Source organism: Chitinophagaceae bacterium (genome assembly GCA_016713085.1).
Lineage (GTDB): Bacteria > Bacteroidota > Bacteroidia > Chitinophagales > Chitinophagaceae > Lacibacter.
The window spans coordinates 1,888,982-1,906,148 of sequence record JADJPV010000001.1; the positions used below are offsets into that span (position 1 = coordinate 1,888,982).

A 17,167-nucleotide genomic window follows, 5' to 3' on the forward strand; every position below is an offset into this window, starting at 1 on the left:
GGCAATAAGTAAAACCGGAAGCCTGCCAATTATCAATTGCTGATTGCAATCTAAAACATATGGTTCAGAAATTAATTGAACTGGCTTTACGCAACAGGCTAATTGTTCTGCTGATAGCAGGCGGCCTGTTTGCGTATGGCATTTACTCAATCAAACGAAATCCTATTGATGCCATCCCTGATTTAAGTGAAAACCAGGTAATCGTATTTACAGAATGGATGGGACGCAGTCCGCAGGTAATAGAAGACCAGGTGACCTATCCGCTGGTAAGCAATCTTCAGGGCATTCCAAAGATTAAGAATATCAGAGGTTCTTCTATGTTCGGGATGAGTTTTGTATATGTGATTTTTGAAGATAATGTTGACATCTACTGGGCAAGAACAAGAGTGCTGGAACGGCTGAACTATGCACAGCGTTTGTTACCGCAGGGTATTACACCAACACTGGGCCCTGATGGAACAGGGGTTGGACATATTTACTGGTACCATCTGGATGCTCCTAAAATGGATTTAGGTGAGCAGAGAGCATTGCAGGACTGGTACATCAAGTTTGCATTGCAAACAGTACCGGGTGTTGCTGAAGTTGCTTCTTTTGGTGGATTTGAAAAACAATATCAGCTGATAGTTGACCCGGTGAAACTTCAGTTTTACAATATTTCCCTGATGGATGTGATGAGCACAGTGAAAGCCAATAACAATGATGTGGGCGGCCGGAAATTTGAAATGGCCGATATGGCTTATATCATCCGTGGACTGGGTTATATCAAAAACAAAGAGGATGTTGAAAATATTGCGTTAAGTAATTATAATGGCATTCCTGTAAGAGTAAAAGATATTGGCAGTGTACAGATGGGAGGCGATTTACGTTTGGGCATTTTTGATATGGATGGAAAAGGAGAAGTAGTAGGCGGCATTGTGGTGATGCGGTACAATGAAAATGCCAACAATGTTATTGCAGCCATCAAAGAAAAAATGAAAGAAGTGGAAAAGGGTTTGCCGGAAGGTGTAACCTTTAAAACCTCTTACGACAGAAGTACTTTAATACAGGAAGCAATTGAATCGGTAAAAGGAACATTGATTGAGGAAATCATTGCCGTATCGATTGTTGTACTCCTTTTTCTTTTTCACTGGCGCAGTGCTGTCATCATTTTAATTCAATTGCCGATCTCTGTTGCAGCAGGTTTCATCTTCCTGCAAATCTTTGGTATTTCTTCCAACATTATGTCATTAACAGGTATTGCACTGGCCATTGGTGTGGTGGTGGATGACGGAATTGTGATGGTGGAAAATGCATACAGGCATATCAGTGAGGCACAGTCTGCAAAAAGCAATGGACAACAGGCAATACAGGACAAATCAGTTTGATCTAATTAAAAAATAATTACAGTGAACTTATTTAAACGAAATAAAGATCCATTAACTCCTGAAGAAAGGAATGCCATCATTGAAAAATCATCTAAGCAGGTGGGGCCGGGAGTATTTTATTCAACGATCATTGTTGTTACTTCTTTTCTTCCTGTATTTCTGTTAACCGGTATGGAAGGAAAACTTTTTCATCCATTAGCATGGACAAAAACATTTATCCTGTTAATAGATGCTTTCCTGGCTATTACATTAACCCCTGTATTAATCTCTTTTTTATTAAAAGGAAGACTGAAGCCTGAAAGTGCAAACCCCATTACACGAACATTGGAAAAAATTTATACTCCTATTTTGAAATTTTGTTTGCGGTGGAGAAAAACAACCATCGGAATTAATTTGATTGCTTTAGCTGTGGGCATTCTTATGATGACAAAGCTGGGTTCTGAATTTATGCCTCCGCTTGATGAAGGATCGCTTTTATTTATGCCTGTTACATTGCCTGATGTATCTAATTCGGAAGCAAAACGTTTATTGCAGGTACAGGATAAATTAATCCGGTCAGTACCTGAAGTGTCGCATGTGCTGGGTAAGGCGGGAAGGGCAAATACAGCAACGGATAATTCACCCATCAGCATGATTGAAACCATCATATTGCTGAAACCTAAACATGAATGGCGCAAAGGAATGACCAAGGATGCCATCATCAATGAGCTCAATGCAAAACTTCAGATTCCCGGAATTACTAACGGCTGGACACAGCCGATCATCAATCGTATCAATATGCTGTCAACAGGAATACGAACCGATGTTGGATTGAAAGTGTATGGACAAAACCTGGATACGATTTATGCATTTGCACAAACCATCAAAAAACAACTGGAAGGAATTGAAGGCGTAAAAGATTTGTATGTGGAACCGATTACCGGCGGTAAATACATTGACATCACGATTAAAAGAGATGAGATTGGCAGGTATGGTTTAAGTGTGGATGATGTAAATGCTGTTATTGAGATTGCACTCGGAGGAATGAAACTGACAACTACAGTTGAAGGCCGTCAGCGTTTTTCAGTAAATGCAAGGTATGGCCAGGATTTCAGGAATAATCTGCAGGCGCTGAAACGACTGCAGGTGCAGACAATGAGCTTTGGTCCGGTGCCATTGGAAGCTGTTGCTGATATTCAATTAAGTGATGGCCCTCCGATGATCAACTCTGAAAATGCGATGCTTAGAGGAACCGTTTTATTTAATGTGCGGGAAAGAGACTTGGGAAGTACGGTAGAAGAAGCGCAGAAAAAATTAAATCAAATGATTACGAAATTACCCAAAGGTTATTTTTTAGAATGGAGCGGCCAATGGGAAAACCAGATCAGGGCCAATAAAACGCTGACGATGATTATGCCCATTGTTCTCGTCATCATATTTATGGTTTTGTATTTCACCTATCATTCCTTCAAAGAATCGTTTGTAACAATGATTACCGTTCCTTTTGCATTGATCGGTGGTGTATTCATGGTTTATTTCTATGGTGTAAATTTATCGGTTGCGGTGGCAGTAGGATTTATTGCATTATTCGGAATGGCTATTGAAACAGCCATGCTCATGACGATTTACCTGAATGAAGCCATGGAGAATATGGTTGCGAAACATGGCAACTCAAAAGAAACCTTAACACCTGCTATCATCCGGGAATTTGTAATTGAAGGATCTGCAAAACGGTTACGTCCAAAACTGATGACTGTGTCCGTTGGTCTGTTTGGTTTGATTCCGATTCTGTGGGCAACAGGTGTTGGAAGTGATATTATGCGGCCCATTACCATTCCTTTGATTGGAGGTACGATTTCATCAACCATTTATGTTTTGCTGATTACTCCGGTGATATTTGAAATGATAAAAGAACGGGAGTTAAAACGCAAGGGCAGGGTTGAACTGATAGATGTGAAAGAATAAATAAAAAAATGGAAATACTACTTACTTCAATCATTACATGTCCTCATTGCGGACATCAGAAGCTGGAAGAAATGCCAACAGATGCCTGCCAGTATTTTTATACCTGCAAAAAATGTAACACGATATTAAAACCAAAGCAGGGCGACTGCTGTGTGTTTTGTTCTTATGGTTCAGTTCCATGTCCACCCATTCAAAACGGTAAAAACTGTTGTTCTTAAATAGTAAAATTATGAAGCGACTCATTTTTATATTGACTGTTTTTCTTTCGGGAAAATACTTATCAGCACAAACATTAAATCTTGATGCGATTATTGACAGTATCAGCACTTTACATCCAGTTGTGAAAATGTATAACAATGAAATCCGTTCGATGGATGAAGCAGCGAATGGTGCAAAAAGCTGGATGCCACCTGAGTTCAGTACCGGTTTGTGGATGACTCCTTACAATCCATCTCTCTGGAAAAAAATGGATGATGGGATGGGTGGCTTCACAGATGGAATGGGGCAGTATATGATCGGAGGTCAGCAGATGTTTCCGAATAAAAAGAAACAGAATGCAGATGCAAATTATATGCAAACCATGTCATCAGTTGAAAAAGAAAAGAAGAATGCCACACTGAACGAACTGATCAATGATGCCAAACAGTATTACTATGAATGGATCATTCTGAAAAAGAAACTGACCATCCTTGAACAGAATGAAAAGCTGCTCGATTTCATGATTAAGAATGCAGAGATCCGTTATAAAAACGGGTTAGAAAAAATCAGTGCCTATTATAAAGCAAAAGCAGCATTAGGAAGAGTAAAAAATATGCAGTTGATGTTTGAAAATGATATCAACGAAAAGCGTATCCGTATCAATGCATTAATGGGAAGAAATGCAATGGTTCAGTTTGACATTGATACTGTATACCGTTTTAATGATTACACATCCGTTGTTTTCGACAGCACACTTTTTTACAGTAACCGCAGTGATTTAAAGGCTATTGACAAAGACATCAATTTAACTTGGCTGAAACAGGAAACAGAAAGGCAAAGTCTGAGACCACAGTTTGGTATCCGCTATGAGCATATGTTTGGATTTGGTGGTTTGCCCATGCAATTTTCATTGATGGGCATGATGAAGCTGCCGCTTACCAAATGGTCGTCAAAAATGAATAAGGCAAATATTGAAAGTCTGAAATGGAAAGCGAATGCATTGCAGTCGCAAAAAGAAATGATGACCAATGAATACAGCGGCATGGCCTATGGAATGCGCAATGAACTGGAGTTGAAAAAGAAACAGGTAAAGCTGTACGACGAAAATATTATTCCGGCTTTGAAAAATAATTACAAAACGATGCAGCTGGGGTATGAGCAGAATACAGAAGAACTATTTATGCTGTATGATGCATGGGAAACACTTTATATGACACAACTGGAGTATACAGAGTTACTGAACCAGGCATTGCGGTTACAGGTAACCTTAGAAAGATTAATGGAAAAGAAATAATTATATGGCAACACAACATTCATTTAAGCGAAGGACAAAGAGCAATTTCTTTTTGTTTCTTCTTTCTTCCTGTTTACTGCTTCTGCTGACGATGGGATGTAACAACAGTACAGATCGCTCAACTGAACTCAAATCTGTTGAAACAAAGATCATGTATACCTGTCCTATGCCGCAGGATTCGATTTTCAGCGACAAACCAGGGACATGCCCAAAATGTGGAATGCAATTAGTGAAAATGGAAACTGCTGAACATGATCATGCGGCGGCAGAATACACTTGCCCAATGCATCCCCAGATACTGAAAGATCAGCCGGGTAAATGTTCCATCTGCGGAATGGATTTAGTAAAAAAAGAAACAGGAGGAAAGAAAACGGCTGATGTAACGCTGGAAGCGCTGCTGAAACCTACCAATGAATTTGTTATTTCCTCCATCCCTGTTACAACCATTCAAAAAAAAGAAGAACAAATAGAAATTGAAGCATTAGGTACAATTGGATATGATACAAGGCAGACAGGCAGTATTTCATCCAGGGTATCAGGCAGAATTGAAAAACTCTATGTACGTTACCGCTATCAGAAAATAAATAAGGGACAGCATATCCTTGATATCTACAGTCCGGAGTTGCTTACAGCACAACAGAACCTGTTGTTCCTTTTAAAGAACGATGCAGATAACACAGGCTTTATACAATCGGCCAAAGAAAAATTACTGTTACTGGGTATGAGTAATCAGCAATTGCAGCAGGTGTTACAATCAGGTAAACCATCCTTAACGATTGCTGTGTACAGTAATTACAGCGGTCATATTCATGAGTCAGTCAGTGCGGCCAATATGAATACTTCAACAGGAGGAATGAAAGATATTGCATTGCTTACAGAAGAGCTTTCGCTAAAAGAAGGAATGTATTTGCAGAAGGGGCAATCCATTTTTACTGTATTTAATCCAGACAGGGCATGGGCAGTTATTAATATCTATGGAGAAAACCAGGAATTGGTAAAAAAAGGGAACACCGTCAGGGTTGTTCCTGAAACATCACCTGATAAGAATTTCAGAGCAATGATTGATTTTATTGAACCATTTTACCGAAAAGACAGTAAAACATTAACGGCAAGGGTGTATTTTAATAACAGTGGTTTAAAAATTCCGATTGGCAGCCAGGTAAGGGCCACTGTTTTTGGAAATACCAGGAATGCCTACTGGTTACCCAAAGAAGCTGTTGTATCATTGGGACTTGACAAAATAGTATTTCAAAAAACAGATGGAGGATTTAAGGCTCATAAAATAAATACCGGCATTACAAATAGCAATCATATCCAGGTATTAAGTGGAATCAACGAAACAGATTCTGTTGCAGTGAATGCACAGTATTTAATGGACAGTGAAAGTTTTATTAAAATAAACAACTGATTATGCGATACATCATCATAACAGCTATTACATTCTTGTTTTTTACATCCTGTAAAAACAAGAATGTTGCAGTGAAAGATCCAGACACTTATTATACCTGTTCAATGGACCCGCAGGTAGTAGAATACAAACCGGGAAAATGCCCTATTTGTAAAATGGAGCTGACAGCAGTGAAGAAAAAGAACGGAGAAAAGAAAGATGAACTGCAGTTGAGTGAACAGCAAATACAGCTGGGAAATATTTTTGCCGATACAATCCGCAATGGTTCAATTGGCGACCAACTGGTATTAACTGCTACTTTGAATTTCGACCAGATGAAAACATCATCAGTAAGTTCAAGGGTGATGGGAAGAATTGAAAAATTATATTTTAAGAACCTGGGCGACTATGTAAAAAAAGGATCTCCCCTGTACGATTTGTACAGCGAGGACCTGAATAATACCAAACAGGAATATCTGCTGGTCTTAGAAAAGAAAAAAGTATTTTCTGACGAAACCATCATTGACTTTGACCAGTTATTACAAAGCGCTAAAAACAAATTACTCCTGTGGGGAATGACTGAAGGCAAGGTACAGGAATTGGCAAGAACAAAGAAACCTTCCCCAACTACAACCTTTTACAGTACTGCTGCCGGGTTTATTACAGCATTGGATATCCGGGAAGGAGATTATGTTATGGAAGGCGGCACAATTGTGAAGCTGGCTGATTTATCCAGTCTCTGGGCTGAAGCACAGGTTTATACTTCACAGTTAGCAACCATTGACAGAAACAGTATGGCCACTGTACAGCTTCCTGATTTTGACGGCAAACAAATAAAAGGAAGAATTGAATTTGTAAATCCTGAAATCAATCCTGATACAAGAATCAACCTGATCCGTGTATCAATACCTAATCCCGGCAACCTGTTAAAACCGGGTATGCCTGCTTATGTTCTGCTTAAAAGCCCGGAACGTAAAACATTAACGCTTCCAATAGATGCTGTAATCAGGGACGGAAAAGGAGCAACTGTATGGATCAAAACAGGAGTTAATACATTTAAAAGTTTGATGGTGCGTACAGGATTGGAAAGTGATGACAGAATAGAAATATTGTCAGGTCTGCAAGCAGGTGATGTTGTAGTTATCAGCGGTGCTTATCTGTTGCACAGCGAATATGTTTTTAAAAAAGGAGCTGACCCAATGGCAGCACATAATCACTAATCATTTCTTAAATCAACCATATGTATCGTTTCTTAAAATCATTTTTATCATCAGTTGTTTTATTTATTTCTCTAAGTGCATCTGCGCAGAAAGCAGAAGAAATTTGCTATAACCCGAATCTTGTAAAAGATACTTCTAAGAAAAGTATCAACTCAATGGCAGTTGCAGTAATTAAGGGCGACAGTATAAAAATCAGTTATCATTCACCCGGTGTACGTAAGAGAATTATCTGGGGCGGACTTGTTCCTTTTGATGAAGTATGGGTTACAGGTGCACATGATGCCACAACAATTGAACTGAAGAAAACTTTTATTATTGGAGAAAAAGAAATTCCTGCCGGTAAGTATGCATTCTTTACCATCCCCGGTAAAAAAGAATGGATTGTTATTATCAATAAAAACTGGAAGCAGCATCTGGCAACGGAATACGATGAAAAAGAAGATATCGTAAGAATAAAAGTGAGACCTCTAAAAAATCCATTTACTGAGCGACTCCAATATTTTGTAGAAAGCTCTGCTGGTAAGAATGGAAAGATTACAGTGGCCTGGGAGAAGATAAGAATTGAATTTCCTTTTATACTTAAAAACTAAGGTATGGAACATCAACACCAGGCACAAAAATACACATGTCCCATGCACCTGCAGATCGTGCAGGATAAGCCGGGCAATTGCCCCATTTGCGGAATGACATTAGTGTTGGCTAAAACTGAAAATAAAACTGATGTTCATTCTGAACACAAGCACGGAAGTAATCCACCGATGGGTCATGAAGGGCATAACCATAATAGTATGATCGCTGATTTCCGAAAGCGGTTTTATGTGGTGCTTGTATTGACGGTTCCTATCATGCTTTTATCAGAAATGATACAGCATTTTATGGGTGTTGACTGGCAATTTACAGGATCAAAATATATTTTATTTACTTTATCAACCATCGTATTTGTTTACGGTGGTTTTCCATTTTTGAAAGGGTTGGTGGATGAAGTGAAAGCAAAGAATCCGGGCATGATGTTTTTAATTGGCTTTGCTATTACAGTTGCTTTTATTTACAGCGTTGCAATCGTATTTGGATTAGAAGGAATGGATTTTTTCTGGGAACTCACAACCCTGATTCTTATCATGCTGCTGGGTCACTGGATTGAAATGAAATCAATTGCTGGCGCATCGAAAGAATTGGAATTACTGGTGCAGTTAATGCCGGATGATGCACATATGGTAATGCCGGATATGGTTCATGATGTAAAGACCGATACTCTGAAAGAGAATGATATCATTCTTATAAAGCCGGGAGAGAAGGTTGCAGCCGATGGAATTATACTGGAAGGTGAAAGTTATTTGAATGAATCAATGCTTACCGGAGAATCAAAACCGGTGCAAAAAGGAAAAGGCGATAAGGTAATAGCCGGTGCAATCAATGGGAACGGTTCGATTAAAGTTACTGTATCGCATACAGCAAAAGATTCGTACCTGGCTCAGGTGATAAAACTGGTGGATGATGCACAGAAATCCAAATCAAAAACACAACTGCTGGCTGACAGGGCAGCAAAATGGTTAACGATTATTGCATTGGTTGCAGGGACATCAACTTTTTTAGTTTGGTACTTAACCGGGCAATCTTTAGCTTTTGCTATGGAAAGAATGGTAACAGTCATCGTCATTTGCTGTCCTCATGCTTTAGGATTGGCCGTTCCCTTAGTTGTAGCAAAATCAACTGCTTTATCTGCTAAGAATGGGTTACTGATTAAGAACAGAACTGCTTTTGAAAATGCAAGAAAAATTACCACTATTGTATTTGATAAAACGGGCACACTTACTGTGGGCAAATTTGAAGTATCAAAAATTGTATCAGTAAAAAGTGGGATTGCCGAAAATGAAATCCTTCGTCTTGCGTCTGCACTGGAACAGCAATCAGAACATCCTATTGCAACAGGTATTCTGCAAAAAGTAAAAGAACTTTCAATCGCTATTCCGGCAACTGAAAATTTTAATGCCATCACCGGTAAAGGAGTAGAAGCTACTGTTGAAGGCAAAAAGGTATTGGTAGTTAGCCCGGGTTATTTAAAAGAAAATAATATGCCTCTTCCTGATGGCTTTTCTGCCAATGATACGGAAACGGTTGTGTTTGTAATCATCAATCAAGAGTTGGCAGGATATATTGCACTGTCGGATGAAATAAGACCTGAATCAGCAGAAGCAATCAAAACACTAAAGGAAAATAATATCAAATCAATATTACTTACAGGCGACAACAATAAAGTTGCAAAAAGTGTAAGTGAAACTTTAGTGATGGATAGTTATATTGCTGAAGTATTACCTCATCAAAAATCAGAGAAGATAAAAGAACTTCAAAGCAAAGGCGAGTTTGTAGCTATGACAGGTGATGGTGTAAATGATGCACCTGCTTTAGCCGTTGCTGATGTTGGCATTGCTGTTGGAAGTGGAAGTGATATTGCTGCAGAAACAGCAGGTATCGTTTTGGTCAACAGCAATCCGAAAGATATAGTGAGTTTGGTTTTATTTGGAAAAGCCACGTACCGGAAGATGATTCAAAATTTGATCTGGGCAACAGGATATAATGTTATTGCCCTGCCGTTAGCGGCAGGTGTTTTATACAAACAGGGTGTTTTGTTAAGTCCGGCTGCCGGTGCTGTATTAATGACATTGAGTACGGTGATTGTTGCCATCAATGCAAGCCTGTTAAAAGTAAAATAAACCAAACCAAATAATCAATTAACTGTTTATGGCAAAAAGTAAACACTACTACATCCGTAAAACACACCGATGGCTCGGTGTTATACTTGGAATTCAATTTATGTTTTGGACGATCGGTGGTCTGTATTTCAGCTGGAGTAATATGGACGAGGTTCATGGAGATTTTGAGAAAAGGAATACTCCATTATTATCTTCAGGTATTTCATTGGTTTCTCCTTCAGCGGTATTAGATACGATTAAGAAGGTTCACCGCATTGATTCCGTTGTTTCTATTCAGTTGATTGAACTGATGGGAAAACCATTTTACCAGATCAGGTGCATCAGCGCTATTCATAACGAAGCAAATCATGAGCATGATATGCATACAATGAATCATTTGGCTAATGCTGAAACAGGTGAGCTTCGTGAAGCATTAAGCAGAGAGGAAGCTATTGAACTTGCTAAATCCCGATTCAATGATAAACCTGAGCTGAAATCAGTAGAATATTTAACCAGTGCAGATGGACATCATGAATACAGGGAAAACCCTCTGCCGGCTTATGCTGTAACTTTTGAACATCCTTCCCGAACAACTGTATATGTAGCAAGTGAATTAGGTACGGTTGAAAAATTCAGGAATAATAAATGGAGAATATTTGATTTTCTCTGGATGATGCACACAATGGATTATAAAGGGAGGGATAATTTTGGCAATATTCTTCTTCGTTTCTTTTCCATTTTTGGTTTGGTGACTGTATTCAGTGGGTTTTTATTGTTTTTTGTGAGTGCCAAATGGAGCAGAAAGAAAAATGCTTTTTTATAATAATATAGAAGATATGTGATTAACAATGGTTCTGTTTTCTCCTCAGGAAAACCGAAAACCAAAGTTCTGAGTGAGCATTATTGTTTTACTGCTTCAGCTGCTTGTTATTTTCGGATTCACCCAATTCTTTTCGTCACTCCGGGGCCAGCTTCTCAAATCTCTAACCCGGCATGTCATAAATGCTGACTCCTGATCAACGATTTGTACTGTCGTTTGATTTGAAAACTCAATCTGAGCATAAGGGGCGCATCTTCATCACTGTTGATTTTTGATTTGTAGAGCCAGAAAAGCACGTTGATTGTGTTTACCATTTCGTTTTATTTTGAAGTGTTGAAATGGGCGGGAAAATGGAAGGAGGTATGCAGTGGGTAGTTTTGCTACCTTTTCTGGCGGTTTCTGAATGAAAAAAGCCCCGCAAATCAACGATTTACAAGGCTTATCTCTGTTTTAAGCTCCCCCCGCTGGACTTGAACCAGCGACCCTCTGATTAACAGTCAGATGCTCTAACCAACTGAGCTAGGGAGGAATGGGCGGCAAAAATAGGGGATTTTCGTTTTTTCGGTCCTATTTAAATGCAATTTTTTTATTTAAATAAACTAAAAAATCCAGTTTCTTCTATACCTATATAAATTCCATCATCTCTTTTCTGTAACGGATATGTTTTTAAATAGTATCCTTCTCCACTTGTATTGTGACCGTTTTGTAAACTGAATTTATACCTGTGTAATGGACAAACGATATTGGCTGCTGCATCTATAAAACCATCGGATAGATGTCCTCCTGCATGCGGGCATTTATGTGTACAGGCAAATACTTCATTGCTTTTTTTGCCTATGCAGATTGTTTTGCCTTTCACTTCTATTTCGCAGAGATCGTTTTCTTTCCAACTAAAGTCAGCAACCGTTTCAGCTATTTTATACCAGCTGTATTTTTTTTCAGCAGACATTAATAGAGATACTCTGTTTTATAGGGATAGCGAATCTGGTAAATTTGTTTTACACTTTCTAATATTCTTGCACGCAGTTCGGGAATATTTCTTTTCTCTGTTGCAGAAATAAACACACAGTTTCCCCTTGTTTCATTTTCCCAGCGTTCTTTCATTTCCTGTAAAATGGTTGCTTTTACATCATCTTCCAGCCATTCATCAAAATGCAGTGTTTCATACAAATCCATTTTATTGAAGATGGTGATAACAGGCTTATCATGACACTTTAAATCCTGCAGTGTTTTGTTTACTACATTGATTTGTTCTTCGTACTGCGGATGTGAAATGTCAACTACATGAAGCAAGACATCACTTTCCCTTACTTCATCTAAAGTACTTTTAAAGCTTTCAACGAGGTGATGAGGAAGTTTACGGATGAACCCAACTGTATCGCTTAACAGAAAAGGTGTGTTTTCATACACAACCTTACTGGTTGTTGTGTCAAGGGTTGCAAATAATTTGTTTTCGGCAAATACTTCACGTTTGCTGAGAATATTCATCAGTGTGCTTTTGCCAACATTTGTATAACCAACCAGTGCAACACGAATAAATTCGCCCCTGTCTTTACGTTGTGTGAACGCCTGCTTATCAATTTCGGCCAATCGCTTACGTAAAACAGAAATCTTATCTTTTACAATACGTCGATCTGTTTCAATCTCCGTTTCACCCGGTCCTCTTGTACCAACACCGCCTCCCTGCCGTTCAAGGTGTTTCCACATACCTTTCAGCCTTGGTAAGATGTATTGATATTGTGCAAGCTCAACCTGTGTTTTTGCCTGTGCTGTTTTTGCACGACGGGCGAAGATGTCGAGAATAAGATCACTTCTGTCAATGGTATAAATGCCCAGTTCCTTTTCAATGTTCATGATTTGGGCACCAGTGAGTTCATCATCAAATATGATCAGTGAAATGTCTTTTTCCGCAACGTATTTTTTTATTTCCTGCAGCTTTCCTTTTCCAACAAAGGTTTTACTGTCGGGATGCGACAATCTTTGAATAAACCGTTTTATTGTTACGGCACCGGCTGTTTCTGCGAGAAAGGATAATTCTTCGAGGTATTCCTGCACCTGCAATTCTGTTTGTCCTTTTTGCACCACGCCAACGATGATGGCCCTTTCTTCCTGTTGTATTACCTGTTTACGTTCAATCACTGTATAAAAAATTCAACTGCAAATGTAGAATAAGTTCGCTGGCTATATAAAAAAGAAAAGCGGATGGTTCAATAACCATCCGCTGCAAATTTTTTCTATTGAATATTATAACCCGGTTAAGGTCAGTCCAAAAGTAAACGGTCTTATCTGGTTGGGTCCACGACCTTCCTTAATAAAATCGTTAAGCTGGTATTGACCAAAGATGGCAAAGTTTCCAAAACCAATTCTGGCCGTTCCTGCAAGCCGGAGGTTATTAAAATGTACACGGGATTTTTCTTTCAGAACGTAAGCACCATTGCCATTACCATCGGAAGTGAACTTTGTTTTGTCAGTTGCACTGATGATTGTACCAACCTTTACTCCCAGTGCAAATTTTAAGCTCTTGTTTGGATGCTCGGGATCAACCATGAAACGCAATTCTACCGGAGCTTCGAGGTAGGTGGTAGCAAGTTTCATCGATTTGTATTTATTAGCTGTATCCTTTCCGGTTTCTTTCGCAAAAGAGAATGCAGAACCGTTAATGATGTTCAGGTTTCTGTCTGCTCCCTTATCAAAGAACATATTATCTGCACCAACACCTGCACCCAGACCAACACTGAATCGTGGATCTACTTTAAACGGAAAGTCAAATGAGAAATAGACATTCACCGATCTGGCAAAGCCTTTGGTGGCAATCGTATCAGGTTTGTTTAACCATTGCAGATACCCAACCTGAAGCATTAAATGATCTTTTGGTCTGCCGGCTAAATTTACTTTTGACCAGTCTTTCTTTTTCTTCTTTTCAGTTTCCTGCGCAAATAAGGAGATGCCTGTTGTTGCGAGAAATAAAAACAGTATTGCTTTTTTCATGTGTGCATTTTAATTGTGGTTCAGCCACATAGTATATTCATAAATGTGTTCTTTACCAGTTAGTTCAGCTTTGCTACTTATTTATGAATATTTCATAATAATTATGGGACAAATGTATTTGCTTATCGGTTAAGCAAAGGTTAAAGCCTTTTAGAAAATACCCCGACGCTAAAGGACGGGGCTGATTTGTGGATCCTGTAGGATTTGAACCTACGACCCTCTGATTATGAGTCAGATGCTCTAACCATCTGAGCTAAGGATCCAAAGCCTTTTGGGCGGGGGCAAAGATAGAAAAATACGTGTTTCCGTTTCATTTAATTTCAAGTGTTTATTTTCTGCTGCTTTTTGAAGCTGTTTATTGCTTTGATTAAATATTCAGTTCAGGGCATACAAGTTTTCATTCCACGTTGTTTCTTTGCAGCATGAAAAATATTCGGAATGTCATTTTTGATCTTGGAGGAGTGCTGTTCAATATTAATTTCAGCCTGACTGAAAAAGCATTTACTGAACTCGGTGTAAAGGACTTTTCTTCTTTCTTTACTCAATTTCACAGCAATGATTTGTTTGTAAAACTGGAAACAGGAGTAGATGAGGATCTTTTTTACGAAGATTTCAGAACAGCTACGGGTTTGCAGCTTAGTAACGACCAGATCAGAGATGCATGGAACGCTTTACTCCTCGATTTCAGAATGGAAAGTATTGCCGCATTGCCCGAACTGAAAAGCAGGTATAATCTTTACCTGCTCAGTAATACCAATGAAATTCATATGCAGGAATTTCACCGGATATACAGAACTCTGTTTGCAGAATCATCTTTCGACGATTTATTTCATGCAGCTTATTATTCCCATCGCATTGGTCATAGAAAACCCAATGCAGGTGCTTTTGAATTTGTGTTGAAAAAACATGCACTTATTGCAGAAGAAACCCTGTTTATTGATGACAGTATCAATAATATTGAAGCCGCTCAAAAACTGGGCATTCAAACTGTTCATTTACTGCCGGGCATGAAAATAGAAGAACTTGGGTTATAGACCCAATTATTTTACTTCTTCAAACTCAATATAATCGCCCCCTTTTGGCTGTGGAGTGTTTTGTTTAGCAGGCTCAGGACGTTGCTGTTGCTGAGGGCCAAAACCCTGTTGCTGCTGCATTTGTGTTTGAAACTCGTTCATCTTGCTTTTCATTTCACGGGCAGCCCTGCTTACGGGTATCAGGAAACGAAAAATAAACTGATAAAGAAAATAAAGAAGCAGTGCAATTACTAATACACGTATCATGCAGTAAAGATAAATCAAACCTGAAGCATTATTTGTGAAGAATCCTCTAAAGCTTTACAGGCGGTACAACAGGTAAAAAAATTTTTCCATTACCCTGTATTGTCTTAAGTTTGCACCGGATAAAGAAACAGTGGAAGGGAACGATAACGTTCCCTTCTTTATTTCACCTACATGAACATAGAACAAAAAACAGCAAGGATTAAGCAATTCGCTGAAGAAATCATCACCAAAGACCCGGATAGCTTCCTGGTAGACGTAAAACTGAAACCCGGAAATATTATCCAGGTGTTTGCAGATGCAGATGCAGGATTATCACTCGGCAGGTGTATTGCCTACAATAAGGCTTTGTACAAGCAAATTGAAGAAGCTGCCATGTTTAATGAAGGCGATTTTGAGTTAGAAGTTTCCTCTCCCGGGTTGGAAGAACCGCTGAAACTGAACAGGCAATACCTGAAAAATATCGGCCGGTTGGTTGAAGTGGTGCTGAAAGATGGCCGGAAAGTAGAAGGAAAACTGCTGTCAGCAGGAACGGATGTGGTGGTAGAAGAAACAAAGGGCAAAGGCAAAAAACAGGAGGTGTTGCAACACAGCCTTTTGTTTGACGACATAAAATCAACAAAAATTCAAATTGTATTTAATTAAGTACGGCTGCAAAAACTAAACAGCCGGGAGTTAAAAAAACGTGTTATGGCAAGTATCAATCTTATAGAAAGTTTCCAGGAGTTTAAAGATGCGGAAAATATTGACCGCCCCACTATGATGAAAGTGCTGGAAGATGTGTTTAAAACATTGCTGCGTAAAAAATACGGAGCTGATGACAACTTTGATGTAATCGTAAATACAGAAAAAGGTGATTTGGAAATCATGCGCCGTCGTACAATTGTTGATGACGGACAGGTGGAAGATCCACTGGCACAGATTGCTTACAGCGATGCAGTAAAGATTGAACCTGATTATGAAGTGGGTGAAGAGTTGTATGAAGATGTGGATATTCATGATTTCGGAAGACGTGCCATCCTTGCTGCCAAACAAACACTTGCCAGCCGTATTGGTGATTTAAAGAAAAACGGACTCGTTAAAAAATATACTGACAGGGTTGGAGAAATCATCAGCGCTGAAGTATACCAGGTTTGGAAAAAAGAAGTATTGCTGTTGGATGAAGAAGGAAATGAACTTTTGTTGCCAAAGAGCGAACAGATTCCACAGGATTATTTCAAAAAAGGTGAAAACATCCGTGCAGTCATTAAAAAAGTAGAGCTGAAAAATAATGCACCGGTAATCATTCTTTCGAGAACAAGTCCTTTATTCCTGGCTAAATTGCTGGAAATTGAAGTGCCTGAAATTTTCGACGGATTAATTGTGATAAAAAAGATTGTGCGTGAACCGGGAGAAAGAGCGAAAGTTGCAGTTGAAAGCTTCGATGATCGTATCGATCCGGTTGGTGCCTGTGTGGGTATGAAGGGCAGCCGTATTCATGGTATTGTGCGTGAATTGAAAAATGAAAATATAGATGTCATCAACTTCACTAACAATATTAACCTGCTGATCCAGCGTGCACTTACACCGTCAAAGATCACCAGCATGAATATTGACCAGGACAGAAAGCATGCAGAAGTATACCTGAAACCCGACCAGGTTTCACTGGCAATTGGTAAAAGAGGTGTGAACATTAAACTTGCCTGTGAATTAACCGGGTTTGAAATTGATGTTTACCGTGATGCAGAAGGTGAGCAGGATGAATTTGATATTGATCTGGATGAATTTACAGATGAGATTGAAGGATGGGTGATTGATGAGTTGAAACGTGTTGGTTGTGATACAGCCCGCAGCGTAATGGAGTTGACAACAGAAGAGCTGGAACGCCGTACTGATCTGGAAAAAGAAACCATCATTGAAGTACAGCGTGTGTTGAAAGAAGAATTTGAAAGCGAATAATCTGCAAGGGTTATCGACGATAAGATTTATTTAAACATTTAAACAAG

Annotated in this window: 15 protein-coding genes and 2 tRNA genes; 11 read left to right on the plus strand and 6 right to left on the minus strand. The window is 39.0% G+C overall.

Annotation, left to right across the window (positions count from 1 at the left end; all coding sequences use genetic code 11):
• The first annotated feature begins 59 nt into the window (after positions 1-59).
• The 8 genes from IPK31_09220 to IPK31_09255 all read left to right on the plus strand — a co-directional run bounded on the left by IPK31_09220 (position 60) and on the right by IPK31_09255 (position 10,920).
• Positions 60-1,364, plus strand: a complete 1,305-nt coding sequence (locus IPK31_09220) for an efflux RND transporter permease subunit (GenBank protein ID MBK8088106.1) — start codon at positions 60-62, stop codon at positions 1,362-1,364.
• A 21-nt stretch (positions 1,365-1,385) separates the two neighbouring features.
• Positions 1,386-3,308, plus strand: coding sequence for an efflux RND transporter permease subunit (locus IPK31_09225; GenBank protein ID MBK8088107.1), 1,923 nt, complete (start codon positions 1,386-1,388; stop codon positions 3,306-3,308).
• A gap of 229 nt (positions 3,309-3,537) precedes the next feature.
• Positions 3,538-4,800, plus strand: coding sequence for a TolC family protein (locus IPK31_09230; GenBank protein MBK8088108.1), 1,263 nt, complete (start codon positions 3,538-3,540; stop codon positions 4,798-4,800).
• A 283-nt stretch (positions 4,801-5,083) separates the two neighbouring features.
• The gene (locus IPK31_09235; GenBank protein MBK8088109.1) at positions 5,084-6,208 is read left to right on the plus strand and encodes an efflux RND transporter periplasmic adaptor subunit; all 1,125 of its coding nucleotides are present in this window, start codon (positions 5,084-5,086) and stop codon (positions 6,206-6,208) included.
• 2 nt (positions 6,209-6,210) lie between these two features.
• A complete protein-coding gene (locus tag IPK31_09240) occupies positions 6,211-7,407 on the plus strand; it encodes an efflux RND transporter periplasmic adaptor subunit (protein ID MBK8088110.1) in 1,197 nt (398 codons plus the stop codon).
• A 20-nt stretch (positions 7,408-7,427) separates the two neighbouring features.
• Positions 7,428-7,997 (plus strand): DUF2911 domain-containing protein, encoded by a 570-nt coding sequence (locus IPK31_09245; GenBank protein ID MBK8088111.1) that lies wholly within the window; start codon positions 7,428-7,430, stop codon positions 7,995-7,997.
• A gap of 42 nt (positions 7,998-8,039) precedes the next feature.
• Positions 8,040-10,118 (plus strand): copper-translocating P-type ATPase, encoded by a 2,079-nt coding sequence (locus IPK31_09250; protein ID MBK8088112.1) that lies wholly within the window; start codon positions 8,040-8,042, stop codon positions 10,116-10,118.
• Positions 10,119-10,146: 28 nt separating this feature from the next.
• On the plus strand, positions 10,147-10,920 hold the full coding sequence (locus tag IPK31_09255) for a hypothetical protein (protein MBK8088113.1): 774 nt from the start codon (positions 10,147-10,149) through the stop codon (positions 10,918-10,920).
• 452 nt (positions 10,921-11,372) lie between these two features.
• Here IPK31_09255 and IPK31_09260 read toward each other — a convergent pair.
• From IPK31_09260 to IPK31_09280, 5 genes are all read right to left on the minus strand, one after another.
• A tRNA-Asn gene (locus IPK31_09260) sits at positions 11,373-11,446 on the minus strand.
• Positions 11,447-11,503: 57 nt separating this feature from the next.
• A complete protein-coding gene (locus IPK31_09265) occupies positions 11,504-11,866 on the minus strand; it encodes a Rieske 2Fe-2S domain-containing protein (GenBank protein MBK8088114.1) in 363 nt (120 codons plus the stop codon).
• Positions 11,866-13,056 (minus strand): GTPase HflX, encoded by a 1,191-nt coding sequence (hflX, locus tag IPK31_09270; protein MBK8088115.1) that lies wholly within the window; start codon positions 13,054-13,056, stop codon positions 11,866-11,868. The genes IPK31_09265 and hflX overlap by 1 nt, the downstream gene beginning before the upstream one ends.
• A 105-nt stretch (positions 13,057-13,161) precedes the next feature.
• Entirely contained in the window at positions 13,162-13,905 is a 744-nt protein-coding gene (locus tag IPK31_09275; protein MBK8088116.1) for an outer membrane beta-barrel protein, read from the minus strand.
• A 189-nt stretch (positions 13,906-14,094) separates the two neighbouring features.
• Positions 14,095-14,168 (minus strand) — tRNA-Ile (locus IPK31_09280).
• A 159-nt stretch (positions 14,169-14,327) separates the two neighbouring features.
• Between IPK31_09280 and IPK31_09285 the strand changes: the two genes are divergently transcribed.
• Entirely contained in the window at positions 14,328-14,939 is a 612-nt protein-coding gene (locus IPK31_09285; GenBank protein MBK8088117.1) for an HAD family phosphatase, read from the plus strand.
• 6 nt (positions 14,940-14,945) lie between these two features.
• Here the strand turns inward: IPK31_09285 and IPK31_09290 are convergent, their stop codons facing one another.
• Positions 14,946-15,185: a hypothetical protein gene (locus IPK31_09290; GenBank protein MBK8088118.1), complete on the minus strand. Its 240-nt coding sequence runs from the start codon at positions 15,183-15,185 to the stop codon at positions 14,946-14,948.
• A gap of 171 nt (positions 15,186-15,356) precedes the next feature.
• Here IPK31_09290 and IPK31_09295 point away from each other — a divergent pair, with 171 nt between their 5' ends.
• Positions 15,357-15,827: a ribosome maturation factor gene (locus IPK31_09295; protein ID MBK8088119.1), complete on the plus strand. Its 471-nt coding sequence runs from the start codon at positions 15,357-15,359 to the stop codon at positions 15,825-15,827.
• A 45-nt stretch (positions 15,828-15,872) separates the two neighbouring features.
• On the plus strand, positions 15,873-17,120 hold the full coding sequence (gene nusA, locus IPK31_09300) for a transcription termination/antitermination protein NusA (protein MBK8088120.1): 1,248 nt from the start codon (positions 15,873-15,875) through the stop codon (positions 17,118-17,120).
• Positions 17,121-17,167 lie beyond the last annotated feature (47 nt).

Coding starts and splice junctions, on each gene's coding strand:
- IPK31_09220 (MBK8088106.1), top strand. CDS start 60: ATGGTTCAGAAATTAATTGAACTGGCTTTACGCAACAGGCTAATTGTT.
- IPK31_09230 (MBK8088108.1), top strand. CDS start 3,538: ATGAAGCGACTCATTTTTATATTGACTGTTTTTCTTTCGGGAAAATAC.
- IPK31_09235 (MBK8088109.1), top strand. CDS start 5,084: ATGCATCCCCAGATACTGAAAGATCAGCCGGGTAAATGTTCCATCTGC.
- IPK31_09240 (MBK8088110.1), top strand. CDS start 6,211: ATGCGATACATCATCATAACAGCTATTACATTCTTGTTTTTTACATCC.
- IPK31_09245 (MBK8088111.1), top strand. CDS start 7,428: ATGTATCGTTTCTTAAAATCATTTTTATCATCAGTTGTTTTATTTATT.
- IPK31_09250 (MBK8088112.1), top strand. CDS start 8,040: ATGCACCTGCAGATCGTGCAGGATAAGCCGGGCAATTGCCCCATTTGC.
- IPK31_09255 (MBK8088113.1), top strand. CDS start 10,147: ATGGCAAAAAGTAAACACTACTACATCCGTAAAACACACCGATGGCTC.
- IPK31_09265 (MBK8088114.1), bottom strand. CDS start 11,866: ATGTCTGCTGAAAAAAAATACAGCTGGTATAAAATAGCTGAAACGGTT.
- IPK31_09275 (MBK8088116.1), bottom strand. CDS start 13,905: ATGAAAAAAGCAATACTGTTTTTATTTCTCGCAACAACAGGCATCTCC.
- IPK31_09285 (MBK8088117.1), top strand. CDS start 14,328: ATGAAAAATATTCGGAATGTCATTTTTGATCTTGGAGGAGTGCTGTTC.
- IPK31_09290 (MBK8088118.1), bottom strand. CDS start 15,185: ATGATACGTGTATTAGTAATTGCACTGCTTCTTTATTTTCTTTATCAG.
- IPK31_09295 (MBK8088119.1), top strand. CDS start 15,357: ATGAACATAGAACAAAAAACAGCAAGGATTAAGCAATTCGCTGAAGAA.
- nusA (MBK8088120.1), top strand. CDS start 15,873: ATGGCAAGTATCAATCTTATAGAAAGTTTCCAGGAGTTTAAAGATGCG.